General features: G+C 66.9%; 10 protein-coding genes. 4 read left to right on the forward strand and 6 right to left on the reverse strand.

Features of this window, described 5'->3' with window-relative positions:
• Positions 1 to 258: 258 nt before the first annotated feature.
• Positions 259 to 627, forward strand: coding sequence for a hypothetical protein (locus tag ACFC96_RS42815; protein WP_340458088.1), 369 nt, complete (start codon positions 259 to 261; stop codon positions 625 to 627).
• Between the two features lie 182 nt (positions 628 to 809).
• On the opposite strand, the gene ACFC96_RS42820 is transcribed toward ACFC96_RS42815, so the two are convergent.
• Positions 810 to 1490: a histone-like nucleoid-structuring protein Lsr2 gene (locus ACFC96_RS42820; RefSeq protein WP_340458087.1), complete on the reverse strand. Its 681-nt coding sequence runs from the start codon at positions 1488 to 1490 to the stop codon at positions 810 to 812.
• A gap of 275 nt (positions 1491 to 1765) precedes the next feature.
• On the opposite strand from ACFC96_RS42820, the gene ACFC96_RS42825 reads away from it, so the two are divergent.
• Positions 1766 to 2743, forward strand: coding sequence for an L-threonylcarbamoyladenylate synthase (locus tag ACFC96_RS42825; RefSeq protein WP_340458086.1), 978 nt, complete (start codon positions 1766 to 1768; stop codon positions 2741 to 2743).
• 951 nt (positions 2744 to 3694) lie between these two features.
• Here ACFC96_RS42825 and ACFC96_RS42830 read toward each other — a convergent pair.
• A complete protein-coding gene (locus ACFC96_RS42830) occupies positions 3695 to 4966 on the reverse strand; it encodes an MFS transporter (protein WP_340458085.1) in 1272 nt (423 codons plus the stop codon).
• Positions 4967 to 5246: 280 nt separating this feature from the next.
• A complete protein-coding gene (locus ACFC96_RS42835; RefSeq protein ID WP_340458084.1) occupies positions 5247 to 5558 on the reverse strand; it encodes a cytochrome P450 in 312 nt (103 codons plus the stop codon).
• 35 nt (positions 5559 to 5593) lie between these two features.
• On the opposite strand from ACFC96_RS42835, the gene ACFC96_RS42840 reads away from it, so the two are divergent.
• On the forward strand, positions 5594 to 5749 hold the full coding sequence (locus tag ACFC96_RS42840) for a ThiF family adenylyltransferase (protein ID WP_376617925.1): 156 nt from the start codon (positions 5594 to 5596) through the stop codon (positions 5747 to 5749).
• A gap of 327 nt (positions 5750 to 6076) precedes the next feature.
• Here ACFC96_RS42840 and ACFC96_RS42845 read toward each other — a convergent pair whose 3' ends face one another.
• On the reverse strand, positions 6077 to 6844 hold the full coding sequence (locus ACFC96_RS42845) for a helix-turn-helix transcriptional regulator (protein ID WP_340458083.1): 768 nt from the start codon (positions 6842 to 6844) through the stop codon (positions 6077 to 6079).
• Positions 6845 to 6964: 120 nt separating this feature from the next.
• On the opposite strand from ACFC96_RS42845, the gene ACFC96_RS42850 reads away from it, so the two are divergent.
• The gene (locus tag ACFC96_RS42850) at positions 6965 to 8119 is read left to right on the forward strand and encodes an MFS transporter (RefSeq protein WP_376617927.1); all 1155 of its coding nucleotides are present in this window, start codon (positions 6965 to 6967) and stop codon (positions 8117 to 8119) included.
• A gap of 557 nt (positions 8120 to 8676) precedes the next feature.
• Here ACFC96_RS42850 and ACFC96_RS42855 read toward each other — a convergent pair.
• Positions 8677 to 12582 carry an amino acid adenylation domain-containing protein gene (locus ACFC96_RS42855; RefSeq protein ID WP_376617922.1) on the reverse strand — a complete coding sequence of 1302 codons (3906 nt, stop codon included), beginning with the start codon at positions 12580 to 12582 and terminating at the stop codon, positions 8677 to 8679.
• Positions 12579 to 15431: an amino acid adenylation domain-containing protein gene (locus ACFC96_RS42860; RefSeq protein ID WP_376617929.1), complete on the reverse strand. Its 2853-nt coding sequence runs from the start codon at positions 15429 to 15431 to the stop codon at positions 12579 to 12581. Before ACFC96_RS42860 ends, ACFC96_RS42855 begins: the two co-directional genes overlap by 4 nt.
• Between the last annotated feature and the right edge of the window lie 54 nt (positions 15432 to 15485).

The following is a 15485-nucleotide window of genomic DNA, read 5'->3' on the forward strand; positions in this document are numbered from 1 at the left end:
GGTCGTCCTGGGGGACGTCTTGCCGAGCAATGATGCCCCTTCCGTCGGCAGCAGGTGGGGCTGCCTTTGTCAGCACAGGGCGTGATGGCGTGGCGGCGGTGGGCGCAGCGGACGAACGCGGAGAACGCGGGCAGGTCGGGTCGAGACCTCTTGCAGCACCGGTTCGAGCAGACCCGGCAGGCGTGGAGGAACCGGCTTCATGCCCACCGCGGACCGTGAACTGAGCTGCGATCCCAACGGCGCCCGCGACGCATCCCGATGTGGGGGGACGGCACTCCACTGCGTCCCCGCCGCCGTGAGCACGCCCACGATCCCCATCGCCGCCCAGCACGCGCATTCGCCAGCAACAAGAAGGCACTGCCGCTCATCGAGGACGTCCTCCTCGACCACGACGCGCTCATCCGAGGCCCGGAACAAGGAGACGACGGCATCGGCCTCACCGTCGCCGACTACGTCAAACCCGATCCTGGCGGGGAATGCGTCATCACCGGCGCCGACGAGCCCGCTGACAACCAATGCAGTATCGCCGCCGTCGACAGGAACTGGAGCAGCGAGGATTTCTCGTTCGACATCATCGACGATGACCGCCTCAGTGCCCGCATCAGCCTTCCGGACACGGGCCTGTAGACCAGGTGGACGACGAGTAGCTATATGAGGTGCGCTCCGCCCGTCGTCGACCGAACGGACGGGGCGCCGACGTCCGCACTCACCCAGCCAGCGGCGATGCTGAAGCCGTTGGAGGGCTGCACGACCGGTCGTGCGACGTGGGTGCGCCCGCTGAGTAAGGGCAGCCGCCTCGCGGCGACGGGTCAGTCGTTCCCGGTGGCCTGCTCCCAGGCCTGCCGCACCTCCGCTGGGATGCGCCCACGCAGGGGGACGTTGAAGCCGTGCGCACGGCCCCACTCGCGGATTCTCTCCGGGTCGGAGGGCGCCTGTACCGACGGCATCGGTGGATACCACTGGTCGAGGTCTGACGGTTCGAAGCCGATGCCTCCTTCCAGAAGATCCTTCGGGAACTGCGGAACCGCCGTTTCTCCGCTCAACACCGAAACCAGGAACTGCGTCAGGTTTCCAGCAAAGGTGAACCAGCGGGGCCCACGTGCTTCGTTGACAGCAATCGTCCAGGCATCCGGTTGGCCCTGAGGGTCGGTCACCCAGAACAGTCGCTCACCGTTGTCTGTGCCACCGCAGGGAAGCAGGAGCGCGGGATCCACGGGAGCCGGGTAGATGCCCTGAGCGTGATCGGACCGCATCTGCTCCCGCAGCTGGTTGCTCGCGGGACCGACCAGGTTGACGTGGACCGAGGTATGCCGGGGGTCGTAGACCCAGAGGTAGCCGGCAAAGCAGCCAGGGTCATACATGGCCGTGAGTCTTTTGTAGTCGTCGGGGAGAGGGGTGCACAAAGCGGACTCGACGTGCGCCCAGTCCACCGGCTGCTGGTGAGGATCGGGAGGAGGACAGAGCTCCATGAGGCGCTCGAGGGGACTCATTCGATTCCGCTCCTGCGTCGGACCTGCTACGCGGCATGGTCAGGGTTCTCGAAGTCGGATCTGAGCTGGAAGCCACCGCCATCGTCGGCTTCCATAGTGATCCACTTGAGCACAGAGGTCTTCTTGTCGTCGGTGTATTCAAGAGAGACGATGTACTGGACGATCTTCGGCCAGGTTCGTTGCCCGGGCCGCGGAGGTGATCATGTAGGAACGGCGGTCAGCGCTGAGATTGATCACGACCGCGGCCAGTCGTTCGCACTCCTAGAATTGCGAGGGTGACGGCAAGAATCAGTGACATTGAGAAGGCGGCCGGTGTGCTGCGCAGCGGCGGCCTAGTAGCCCTCCCGACCGAAACGGTCTATGGTCTGGGCGCCAACGCCGAGGATCCCGCCGCTGTCGCGCGCATCTTCCAGGTCAAGGGGCGTCCGCCCTCCCACCCGCTGATTGTGCATATCGGTGGCGCGGAGCAGCTGGACGACTGGGTCGAGGACGTGTCCGAGACGGCGCGCCTGCTGGCCGAACGCTTCTGGCCGGGACCACTCACGCTGGTCCTGCGGCGCGGTTCCCGCGTGCCCCTCGAAGCGACCGGCGGCCTGGACACGGTGGCGGTGCGCGTGCCCGACCACCCCGTCGCGCTCGCGCTCCTTTCGACATTCGGCGGCGGTGTCACAGCCCCGTCAGCGAACCGCTTCGGCTCGGTCAGTCCCACGACGGCGGACCACGTCCGTGCCGAGCTCGGCGATGCAGTCGACTTCGTGCTGGACGGCGGTGCCTGCGAGGTCGGCGTCGAGTCGACCATCGTCGACGTCACGGGCGATGCCCCGAGCATCCTTCGGCCGGGAGGGGTGACGCGGGAGGACCTCGAAGCGGTGCTGGGGTGCCCGCTTGCGGTGCCCTCGACGAGCCGTGTTCGGGTGCCGGGCCAGCATCCGTCGCACTACGCGCCGCGTGCGAAGGTCATTCTCGTCGAGCCGGAGAAGGTCGTCTCCGAAGCGGAGCTGGCGCAGGAGCTGGGGCACCGGGTGGGCGTCTTTCTGCCTGAAAGCTTCGCCGACGCGCCCCTGAAGGTCCACGCCGTGGTGACGGTCCCCGCTTCGCTGGCTGCGTATGCGCGTGATCTGTACGGATTCCTGCGTGAGCTGGATCAGCAGGGGTGCGACCTGATCGTCGCGTCCGTGCCCGTGGAGGAGGGGCTCGGACTGGCGATCGCCAACCGGCTCGGCCGCGCGGCGGGGCCCAGGCCCGCTGTGTGACCGGCACCGGCGCTGTGCCCTTTACTGTTCCCACGCCGTTGTTCTTCACCCGGAGCGGTTGAATCCCGGCGAACGCTCACAGGCGCCCCGTCACCCCTGGCAGACTCGTGCGCATCCCGGCGTGACGGCGTGCGCGGTCTGCACTGTGCACGGACAGCCGGACTGTGGCTCGGTCTTTTCCCATGAAGAGATCGGGCCACATGCCCGTCCAGAGCTGCCGTCCGCAGCCGTATCTCAACCGATCATGATTGCTTGATTTCTGCTGTTCTGGCATGCTCTTGGGGTCGGGGGAGGGTTGGTCTCGGCGTTCGGTCTCCTAACGTTGAGACGAGACCGCCAAGTGGCCGTCAATACACCTCTCCCGCGGACGTGACCCACCCCACCAGCATCCGCGGCTGGCCAACGACTGCGCTCCATGGCCTTCCACGCCGGCCCCTGGTCGTCATCGCCGTCGATCCCGCATACACCTCCGCGTGGGGCGCGGCCAGCACTGGCAGGCCCCGATCCAGCAGCAGACCACCACCACCGCCACCCGACACCACCGTGGCCATTGGCAGGCGTGGCCTGGGACATCGAATTCGACGTCGGCCAGGTGTGACCGGCCGCGACCAGAGGATCGCGGCGCGGAGAGCTACCGGCCAGACCGTATTCGTCCCCAGGGCACGCGGGACCACAAGCCCACCCAGGACAGCGAGCGCTCCCACCCAGGGCGGCAAGACTCGACTGGACCAAGGCGATCAGCTTGTGCTGTTCCCAGACCTCGAAGACCGTTCGCGAGGTCACCGGACTACCTGTCCGGAATCAGCTAGTTCGGCCAACTCTGGCCAACTCGCTTAGGAACCTGTTGACATCCAGCACCGGCCGTTTGCGCCCGATCTACATCAATTCCACTTCGGCCCCTCATCGTTGGCGCGTCCAACCGGCGCTCCGCCTCGGTCAGGTCGGCCTGTTTCAGGACCCCTCTTGGTCGGCGGGCTTCTCGGTCTCGGTGGTCACCCGCGCACCTCGGAAGAGCACCGGGAGCCATAGGAGACATGCCAGCAGTGGGACCGCGGCGTAGGTGGCCATGCCGACACTGGAGCCCAGGCCGTCCATGAGCGTGCCGAGGACGAGATAACCGGTGCCGATGAGCAGCGACTCCACGAACGAGATCATCGACAGCAGGCTCGCCCGGTGGCGCGACGGCACCGCCTCGTTGAGCACGTTGTCCACGAGCACCGCGGTGATCTCGGGAATTCCGACCAGGACCAGGAACGCGGCGATGGTGACCCAGACAAGGCCGAAGCCGCTCAGGCCGAGTGCCGCGGCGAGCATCACGAGCGACACCGGGAGGACGATCTGATACCCGAAGCGCCGGTTCGCGCGGTCCGACAGCAGGGGAACGAGTCCGCCGACGAAGAATCCCGCGGAGATGACCACGCTGACCAATGCGGTGCCCGCTCCCTGATCGGAGAGGGTCTTCTGCGTGAAGATGATGTACGGCGTCAAGGTCGCGTGCATCAGCCCGGACACCACGGCAAGCGTCACGAGCGCGGGCGTGGCGACCCGAAGCAGTGCTCGCCACGCTGTGGCGTCACTGTGCCCCTTCTCCGCTCCGTCCCGCTGCTCGTCCACCGCGTCCACGCCACGGATCTCGGGCACCCGTGACATCAGCACCACCACGGCCAGGACGAGGCACGACGCCGAACCGAGGTAGACGATTCCCCAGGAGAACCGCTGCAGTTGGCCGCCGAGGACGATGGCGACTCCCGACGTGACCGTTCCGAGCATGGTGAACCGGGACTTGATCTTGACGTATCCGGCCGTTGCACCACGACGCACCAGCAGGTCGTACAGCAGGGCCGTGTCCGAACCGGAGACACAGGCCATGCCCACGCCCTGGGCCATGAACAGCGTCAGGAACACCCAGTAGTTGGAGGACGACACCTGACCGAGCAGGCATCCAGCTATCAGCACCTGGCCGATCACGATGCTGGCACGCCGGCCGATCCGGTCAGCGATGATTCCCGTCGGCAGCTCCGCAAGTCCGCTGACCAGGTAGATCAGAGTCTGAAGGAGGGCCACTTGCCCGGCTGAGAAGCCTCGCTGCTGAAGAAAGAGGACGAATACGCCACGCTGGAAAAGCGAGTTGGCGAGCACGGCGTATACGTAGAACGGCCGCACGAGGCTTCGTGCCGCATCGTCGACTGCAGCCGACCCGTCAAGGGCCTCCGTGGTGGTCATACTGCGAGATCCCCCTGGTGACTCCGGTGATCGTTGGTGTCGGGCCTCCGCCGTCGACCAGAACTTACAGTCCTGACTTCGTGCAGGACATCGGACCGACTCTCCGTGAACCGTTGCCGGCGCCGAGGCCATCCTCGGTGGAGGTGCCAAGAGCTGGAACCGGTAGCGCGCATCTCCTGGAAGCCCTCTACCGTCGGGAGGCTGGCCCCGGCTCCGCCCGGCCGTGCCCGATCTGCAACGAATCGACTCCCGCTCCTGTCACCGGCACAACCTCATTCATTCACCAGCTCGCGGGCAGCTTCTTGACGCTGTACCGGAGCCCGTCGTCCATGAACGGGAGGTCGGCGGCCAGGGCCAGTGTCGGAATGCGACGGACCAAGGCGGCGAACACGACCTGGAGCTTCAGGCGGGCCAGCGGTTGGCCGGTGCACTTGTGCACACCGATCCCGAAGGCGAGCTGCTGGCTGGCATCGCGGCGCAGGTCCAGCTCCCCGGCATCGGGGAACACGCTTTCGTCGCGGTTGCCGATCTCCTCCGGGAGGATCAGACCCTCGCCGGCGCGGATCACCTGCCCGCCGATACTCGTCCGCATGGAGGAACCAGGTCGAGCACTTCGCCGCCCTGGATCTGGATGCCGGCGCGGCACAGGATCGGCTGCGCGCGGCGCACGTGACCGTTCTCGGCGTCGGCGGCGTCGGCGGCGCGGTGCTGGCTGAGATCGTGGGCGCGGGCGGGCTCACGCTCATGGACGGCGACCGGGTCTCTTGCCTCGATCTTTCATGATGGTCCGCCAGCTTTGCGGCGGACCTTTCGGTTTGCTCGGGTGGGGTTCTTGGTGTGTGCGGGTTGAGGGCCCGGCTGTCGCGTCAGATGGGTGCCCGGTTCCACAGTCCCGGGCTGGGTCATCTCGTCGTAGGGGCAGGTGAACCTGCTGATCAGCCGGGGTTCGATAGGAGTGCGAGTTGTTCCAAGGCGCTGGTGATCTCGCGGGTCTAGGGCACGTGTTCGGCGAGGCGGAGGATGCGGCGTCGGCCGGCCGTGGTGAGTAGGCGTAGTCGCGGGCGGCAGGGTTCCCGGAGGCGGGCCTTGCCCCTCAGGCTGCTTCGGCCATCATTTCTCTTGCGGTTTGCCTATGCCCGCACGGTAGGTACCCGGGGTGATGCCTACCGTCTGGGCGAAGGTTTGGACGAAGGCGCTGGTGGTCGCCCATCCGCAGGCGTGGGCAGTGTGGGTGACGGTGGCACCCTCGGCAAGCATGATCATCGCGCTGAAGATCCGGGCGCGGGTGCGCCACTGAGGGAAGGTCAGGCCGAACTCGTCGCGGTAGAGGCGGGAGAGGGTGCGCTCGCTGGTGAGCACGCGGTCGGCGAGCTGGGCGAGGGTGCAGGGCTGGTGCAGGTCCTCTTCGACGAGATGGCAGGCGTCGGCCAATCGTTGGTCGCGTGCGGCCGGCAGGGCAACGGGTTGGGCCGTCACGCGGCGTAGTCGGTCGCGCAGCACTGCTTCAATGTGCCGGGTCTCGGTCTGCGTGAGGTTGGCGCTGGTGAGCGCGATGAGCAGTTCGCGCACCAGAGCGTCAACGGCGATGACTGTGGGGCGTTCGGCGTCGAGCAGGGGCGTTGTGCCCTGGGCGGGGAAGCCGATGGTGTGGAAGCGACTCTGGCCATAGAAGCGATGTTCGTGCCAGGTATGCGCCGGAACCCACACAGCTCGGTCGTTGGAGGCGATCCAGGAGCCGTGTTCCGTGGTGATCGCGAGTACCCCCGAGCTGACGTAGATCAGCTGGTGGTCGTCGTGGCGGTGCCGGTCGATGGTCTCGCCGCCGCCGAGGAGTTGCGTGCTGGTTGGCGCGACGGGCTCATGGCGGATCTGCGACATAAGCAGGCAGAATACGGGAAGCACGCCTGGGGTGCTCCGGTCCATCGTGAGTGTGTGACAACGATCCAGGAAACAAGCACTCCCCGTGAGGCGGGTGATCCGCCCGGGCACTGGCGTCGGATGCGGATCTGGGCCAGTGCCCACGCCGTCGACGACTTCTACCAGGGCCTTGTACCCGCCGCCGTCCCCTACTTCGTGCTGCAGCGGGACTTCACTTACGTGCAGGCTTCGGGGCTGGCACTCGCCGCGACGCTCGGCAGTGCACTGCCGCAGGTGCCGATCGGACTGCTCGCCGACCGGTTCCGGCTGCGGTGGATGTCGCCGCTGGGGGTCAGCCTGGCGGGCATCGGGGCCGGCCTGTCCGGACTTGTGCCCTCCTACCCGCTGGTGTTCGCACTGCTGCTGATGGCGGGTATCGGTATCGCGATGTTCCATCCGCCCGCGGGGCGCGATGCGCGCCGCGCGGCCGGGGGCAGCGCCACCGCGATGAGCTACTTCGCCGCAGGCGGCAGCGTCGGATTCTTCATCGCCCCAGCACTGGTCACACCGGCCCTGGACAACCTCGGGATGGGCGCGACCACCCTCTTCGTCCCGCCCGCCGTCCTCATGGGCTTCGTCCTGCTGCGCCACCACAACCGCACGTCCCATGCGGCGGTCACGAGGGCGCAGCGCCAGGGCAAGGACCAGCCAGGCCGGTTCGCGGCCCTGACCGCCGTCGAGATCGTGCGGTCCACCATCTCGACCGGACTGAACACCTTCATCTCGCTGTACTGGATCCACCACCTGGAGGCGAGCAGCGCCCTCGGTGGTCTCGCCCTGACGCTGCTACTGGGTGGCGGTGTGGCCGGCACGCTGCTCGGCGGGTGGTTGGCAGACCGCATCGGCATGGTGCGCACCGTGCAGATCGGCAACGCGGCCATGTTGCCCGCCCTGTGGCTCATGCTGATCTGCGACGACAAATACGCAGCGCTGCCACTCGCGTTGCTGGTCGGCCTGATCTCGAACATCCCGTTCGCCGTCCTCATCAAGCTCGGCCAGGACTACCTGCCCAGCCGGCCCGGGACCGCTGCCGGCGTCACTCTCGGCCTCGCGATGAGCGCCGGCGGACTGTTCATGCCGCTGCTGGGTATCGTCGCAACCCACCACGGTCCCCGAGGCGCACTCGCGGTACTCGCCTCCGTGCCGGTGCTCGCGACGCTGCTCTCCGTATTCTTGCGCGAACCGGTCCAGGACGAATCGGTGCCCGCCGAAGACTCATCACTTACCGCACCCTGACGCTCAATCAGACGCCTTCTGTTGCGCTGGGGCACGGTGCGCGGGCAGCCGCGTACCCGGCGAGTTGCGCAGCGCCGACTACGCCACGGTGAACGAGGGGCTGGCCACGTCCTCCACCGGCTGGCCACAGACTTCGCATCGCATCAGGGCAATGCCGACTGGTGCCGAAGCCTTCAAGTGAACCATCTGGACCAGCCCGCGTTATGGCCCGGTCCCGGATTGCAGGGCATTCGGCTAACTCAATGAGTGGGGTTGGCGGTGAGTGATGAGGCAGCAGGCCAGTTTGTCCGTCAAAGCGGAGCAAGCTCAGTACTGCGTCAACTCCCCGAGATGCCCTGGCGCGAAGACACCCCTCGCAACGGTGATGGTGCGTACGAAACTGGTCATGGCAGACTGCTCGGACAACGGGACCCCTGCTCAGAGTGAAGACCTTGGACGGCTTCACCGCTGTAGCAGAGGTCCCGTTTCCCATATGCATCCCGCCCGCAACGACGGCGCTGATCAAGTTGACGGCCGTGCCCGGTCCTTAACTACGCGGCATTGCCTTCAGGGCCGGGTCAAGTTGACCGCAGTTTGGCAAGCTCGCGTGCCACAACCGTCGCGATCTCGGAAAGTGGTTCACCGTCGAGCATGGACTGATGGTCGCAGTCGATCCGGTGGACCTGGATTTCACCGCCCGTGTACTTGTTCCACTCATCGACGCGACCAGGACGCTCCACAGCATCGCGGGAGGCCTCGAAGAACAGGACGTTCAGGTTGCGTGCAGTGAGGGGGGCTTCCCGGAGAGTCTCCGCGGCACTTCTGACGTACGCGCCCATCCGGCCGAGCTGATCCCGGTCGATCCTGCCCAGGGGATGGTCAGTATCCCGCAGAAGGGCGTGCACACGGTCCAGTTGTGCAGGCACCCCGCGCTCGAGCGCGACGCCGGCGTGCCCGATCTCCTCCAGAAGCGCGCTGAGCGCTTCCTCGCCCGTCGGCAACCGCGTCGGATCGTTCGGAGGGTAAGCGTCCAGCAGGGCTAGCAGATCCACCCGCTCGCCCTGCTCTTCGAGGAGCGCCGCGACGGCATGGGCAAGGTTTCCGCCGAAGGACCAGCCGAGCAGCCGGTAGGGGCCCTGGGGCTGAACCGACCGGATCTGTTCGACATAACGACCGGCTGTCTCGGCGAGGCCGACCGGCCCTTCCTCTTTCCCGGCAAGCACGTCCGCCTGGATGCCGTAGACCGACTGGAGGGGGTCGAGATACCTGAGCAGCCGGGCGTATACCCAGGCCAGTCCGGTCATCGTGTGGAGGCAGAAAAGCGGCCGCTGCCCCGTTCCCTCTCGCAGCAGGAGCGGGCTTCCGAACTCGGACTCCGCGTCGTCCCGCAACAGGCGAGGCGCGAGCGCCGCTACGGTGGGCGACTCGAAGAGTGCACGGATCGACAGGTCCCGGCCGAGGGCCGCCCGGACCCGGCCGATAAGCCGGGTGGCGAGCAGAGAGTGGCCGCCGAGGTCGAAGAAGTTGTCGTCGATGCTCACCCGATCCAGGCCGAGCACCTCGGCGAACAGCCCGCACAGCACTTCCTCCTGCGGAGTGCGCGGGTGGCGGCCGGACGAGGTGAAACGGGGCGCGGGCAGGGCGTTGCGGTCCAACTTTCCGTTGGGGTTGAGCGGCAGCGCGTCGATGACCGTGATCGCTGCCGGCACCATGTAGTCAGGCAGGGTCCGGCGCAGGTCTTGACGCAGCGGCTGGACCTCAAGGGTGTGTCCGGGGGCGGGCACGACGTAGCCGAACAGCTGCCGGTCGCCGGGACGGTCCTCACGCACGGTCACCACGGCCTGCGCGACATCGGGGCGCGAGGTCAGGGTGGACTCGATCTCGCCGAGTTCTATGCGGAAACCACGTACCTTGACCTGATCGTCCGCGCGTCCCAGGTATTCGAGCTCACCGTCGGCACGCCAACGGACGAGGTCGCCCGTGCGGTACATGCGTTCGCCGGGAGCGCCGAACGGGCAGGCCACGAAACGCTGGGCGGTGAGACCGGGACGGTTGAGGTAGCCGCGGGCCAGACCGGTGCCCGCGAGGTACAGCTCGCCTTGGACACCGGGCGGCACCGGACTCAGGTTCCGGTCCAGGACGTAGGCCCGGGTGTTCCAGACGGGACTGCCGATGGAGGGGGCCCCGCCGGCGCCGTCGTCGACCCAGGCGGTGGCGTAGACCGTCGCTTCGGTGGGCCCGTACACGTTCCAGATGGTGCTGCTGGGCATCTGTTCCGAGATCTGAGCCATGAGACCGGGCGAGAGGGCCTCACCGGCCAGCACGACCGTACCGGCCTGGATGTCGGCACCCGCGCGCAGCAGGGTGTTGGACAGAGCCGAGGGCACCGCACTGATCAGGGATCCCTGCCAGTGACCAGTCTCGGCGACGTCGAGCAGATTGCGAACGACCTCTATGCGGCCGCCGACCGTCAGCGGCGTCATGTACTCGAAGACAGACACATCGAAATTGAGCGACGTCGAGGCCAGGACCTGCGATAGTGCGCGGTCGCCGAATGCCGCGGCCGCCCAGGTGACGAGGTCCACTGCACTCGCGTGAGTGATGACGACGCCTTTGGGTTGTCCGGTGGATCCGGAGGTGTAGATGGCGTAGGCGGGGTGCTGGGGGTGGAGGGGGGTGGGGCGGTGTTCGTCGGTGGGGTTGCCGGCGGTATGGGCGGCCAGCTGGTTCTGGACATCGGGCTCGTCCAGGAGGAGGTAGCGACCACTGGCAGGCAGGTCCTGGGCGGCCTTGGTGGTGGTGAGGGTGAGGGTGGGGTGGGCGTCGGTGAGCATGTAGGTGATGCGCTCGGCCGGGTATTCCAGATCGATTGGGACGTATGCGGCGCCGGTTTTGATGACGGCGATGATCGCGGTGATCAGTTCGTGGGAGCGGGGCAGGGCGAGTGCGACGAACTGTTCTGGGCCCGCGCCCTGGGCCAGCAGCAGGTGGGCGAGGTGGTTGGCTCGTTCGTTGAGCTCGCGGTAGGTGAGAGTGGTGCCCTCGAAGACGACCGCGGGCGCGTCCGGCGTCCGCGCCACCTGCGCCTCGAACAGGTCGCCCAACAGCACCTGGGGCGAACGGCGTTCGGTGTCGTTGAACTCCGTTAGCACGGCGTGCCGTTCGCGCTCCGTGAGGAGTTCGATGTTGTCGAGGGGGCGTGCGGGGTCTTCCGCCACTGCCTCAAGAACACGAACGACCCAGCTGAGGATCTGCTCTGCGCGCCGCTCGTCGAACAGGTCACGTTGGTAGTCGAGCCGAAGGTGCAGGCGAGGGCCGGGACTGGCGACTAGGGCCAGCGCGTAGTGGGTGGCATCGTAGCCTTCCACGTCCGTCAGCCGCACGCCAGCGATGTCCTGGCTCATGGCTGTGCTGTCTAGCGGATAGTTCTCGAACACTGTTGTGGTGTCGAAGAGTTCGCCCTGCCCGTGGTCGACCGTCTGCTGGATTTCAGCGAGTCCCAGGTGTTGGTGGGGGAGCAGGCCGACCTGTTCATGCTGCACCAGTGACAGGAAGTCGATGATCGAGGTCCGGGCGGGAATCCTGATTCGGGCTGGCACCGTGTTGATGAACAGCCCCACCATCCGGTCCATGCCGTCGACCTCGGGCGGGCGCCCGGACACGGTAGAGCCGAACACGACGTCGTCCTTGCCGGTCAGTAGCTGGAGGACGAGAGCCCAGGCCCCCTGGACCAGCGTGTTCGTGGTCAGCGAGTGCCGACGGCTCAGTGTGCTCAGTGCGGCGCCGGCCGACTCCGACAGGAGCGTGGTGATGCGGCCTGGGAGCGCGGCGCCGCCGGAGCGCCGTTCGGGTGCGACGAGCACTGGTGAGGTCAGACCGGAGAGCGCGTCACGCCACGCCTCGCGAGCGGCCGCGACGTCACGGTTCTTGGCCCACTGTAGATAGTCGGCGTAGGGCGCGGGAGCGGGCAGAGCGGTGCCCTGCCCGTCCGCGTACAGCGAGAACAGCTCGCTGACCAGCAGCGGCATGGACCAGCCGTCCAGCACTATGTGATGGTTGGTGATCACGAAGCGCCACTCGTCCGCGGTCATGCGGATTAGGGCGAAGCGAATGAGGGGGGGACGAGACAGATCAAAGCGCCGCGTTCGTTCCTCGGTCTTCCACTCTTCGAGCTGTGAGGCACGCTCGCTGCCAGCCAGACCGGACAAGTCGAGCCGGCGCCAGGAGGGTTCAGCTTCCCGTACGACGAAGCGGAACGGCTCTCCCGTACGTCGCGCGCGGAAACCGGATCGTAGGACGGGGTGTCGAGCGACCAGCTTCTCGCACGCTGTCCGAAGCCTCTGGGGCTCGACGTGCCCAGCCAGGTGGAACGTGATCTGCGCACAGTAGACGTCCGTGGCCTGCTGATCGTAACCCGCGTGGAAGAAGAGTCCTTCCTGCAACGAGGTCAGCGGCAGTACGTCTTCGAGGTTCGAGCGCCTCATTCTGAATCTCCCCAATCGAAACCGAGTTCGGATTCCAGTTCGTCGAGCTCGATCTGACTCAGGCCGTCAAGAGAGAGATCGGACGGTGTGTGAACGGTGACGTCCCTCCCCTGCGTGTGCAGGACAAAGCCGTGGAGGGCAGAAGTCCAGTACTCCGCGAGCTTGTGGACGCTCTCGGCCGCGAGCCATCCCTCGGGCCAGGTCCACGTGGCCGACAGCACAGGCCCGCCCGGTGTGTCCCGCGTCAGAGCGTTGAGCTCGATTCCGTGGGCCAGAGCCATCCCGGGGTCGCGGCCCTCAGGTAGCGCGTCCGCCTCAGCCGCTATGCCCCACAGGTCCGAAGAACTGTCGCTCACCACGCGCCCCAAATAGTTGAAGGCGATCTGGGGCTGGGGCAGAGCGGCCAGCTCCGAGGACGTGCGCGCGTTGAGGTAACGCAGCATCCCGTAGCCGATGCCGTGGTCCGGGATCAGCCGTAGCTGCTCCTTGCAGTCCTTGAGCAACGACCCGGCGGCCTCGCCGCCTGAGCGGATGTCGTCCCAGGCCAGCGTCTGTACGTTCAGCCGCACCGGATGCATGTTGGTGAACCAGCCGACGGTGCGGGACAGATCGAGCGTGGTGTGGAGCTCGGTCCGCCCGTGGCTCTCCAGATTGACCAGGAAGGAGTCCTCCGTGCCGTTCCGGCGCTCGTGCGTCAGCTCGCCCACCGCCGCACTGAGCGCAGCGAGAAGGACGTCGTTGACACCACCGTTGAACGACGCCGGAACCAGGGTAATCAGCTCATGAGTGAGCTCGGGGGGCAGCTGAACCACGTGACTCATCTGGCGAACGGCCGTATCGGTCGCCGGATCGAGCGGACGTTCGCCCAACGGCAGGTCCCCGGGAGACAGGAGGTCGCGCCAGAACGGCAACTCGGCCGTCCGATGAGGCGAGCCTGCCTCGGCCACCATGGTCCTGGCCCAGGTGCGCAGCGACGTGGGTACGGGATCAAGCCCGGGACTCCCTCCGGCGTTGGCATGCGCCCAGGCGGTCGCCAGGTCCGGCAGCAGGATCCGCCATGAGACGCCGTCGACGACCAAATGGTGGAGCATGAGCAGCAGGCGCCCCGGTTCCGTGGTCCCACCGTCGAACCACAGGGCCTTGACGAGATCGCCGCGCTCAGGGGCGAGAGCCCGCGCGCACCGTTCGGCCTCCTCGGCCACCAGAGCACGGACCTCCGCACCGTTCGCTCCGGTGATGTCCCTGCGGGCGAGCACGTCACGCGCAATGACCGAACCCGGCGGACGCGTCTCCAGCTGCCAGTCTCCGTCAGTACGCGACAGACGTAGACGCAGCGCGTCGTGGTGGTCCAGGACCGCCTGAAGGGCAGCCAGCAGGTGCTCCTCCTGAAGCGCTGCAGGAACCTGGAGCAGCACGGACTGGTGGAACCCGTCGACCGCCCCGCCGCTCTCGCGAAGCCAGGTGACGATAGGTGTCATAGGAACTTCACCCACACCCGCGCCGACGGGCTCGTGCGCCGACGACGTCTCGTCGAGCACGGTCGCGAGCGCGGCCAGGCCCTCGGGTGTGGGCTGGGTGAACACGTCCCGCGGCGAGATGACCAGGCCTGCCTTTCTGGCCCGGGCCACAAGCTGAATGGCGATGATGCTGTCGCCGCCCAGATCGAAGAAGCCGTCATCGATGCTGACATCCGCAACACCGAGGACTTCGGAGAACAGCGCGCAGAAGGTCTCTTCTTCCGAACTGCGTGGTGCTCGGCCGTTGGTAGTGGCGAACTCGGGCGCCGGCAGGGCCTTGCGGTCCAGTTTGCCGTTCGGGGTCAGCGGCAGCGCGTCGATGACGACGACTGCGGCGGGCACCATGTAGTCGGGCAGTGTTTGGGCCATTCCTCGACGCAGCTCCTGCGCCTCCAGCTCCTGTCCGGGTACGGGAACGGTGTAGCCGACCAGTCGTTGGTCGCCGGGTCGGTCTTCGCGTACTACGACGGCGGCTTGGCGTACTGCGGGCTGGGTGGCCAACGCAGCCTCGATCTCGCCCAGTTCGATGCGGAAGCCGCGGATCTTTACTTGGTGGTCCGCGCGTCCCAGGTATTCGAGGTTGCCGTCGGCACGCCAGCGGGCCAGGTCCCCGGTGCGGTACATACGCTCACCGGGAGCGCCGAACGGGCAGGCCACGAAACGCTGCGCGGTCAGACCGGGCCGGTTGAGGTATCCCCGAGTCAAACCGGCTCCAGACACGTACATCTCGCCCCGGACGCCCACGGGTGCCGGGCGTAGGTGCTCGTCAAGCACGTACACGCTCAGCCCGGGAATCCCTTGGCCGATCACGCTGGAGCTGCCGGCCTCCGCATACTCGGCGCCTAGCGCAATGTGGCTCACGTGGACCGTGGTCTCCGTGATGCCGTACATGTTGACCAGCGTGGGCTGCGACGCGTCGTGTCGGTCGTACCAGCTCCGAAGCCGCGACAGATCGAGGGCCTCCCCACCGAAGACCACATACCTGAGCGCGGTCCTGCGACCAACCTCCGGAGCGTCCTCATCGGCACGCATCAGCTGGTAGAAGGCGGAGGGGGTCTGGTTGAGGACGGTCACTCCTTCTTCCACGAGGAGGTCGAGGAAGCGCTCAGGGTCGCGTGACACCGAATGTGAGACGACGACCAGGCGCCCACCGTGCAGCAGCGGACCCCACAACTCCCAGACAGAGAAGTCGAACGCGTAGGAATGGAAGAACGTCCAGACGTCCTGCTCCTTGAAGTCGAACAGTGTGGCTGTGCCCTCAAAGAGGTGCACGACGTTCTGGTGGTGTACGACGACGCCTTTGGGTTGTCCGGTGGATCCGGAGGTGTAGATGACGTAGGCGGGGTGGTGGGCGTGGAGGGGGGTGGGTCGGTGTTCGTCGGTGGG

This window comes from Streptomyces sp. NPDC055955 (assembly GCF_042270245.1).
Taxonomy (GTDB): domain Bacteria; phylum Actinomycetota; class Actinomycetes; order Streptomycetales; family Streptomycetaceae; genus Streptomyces.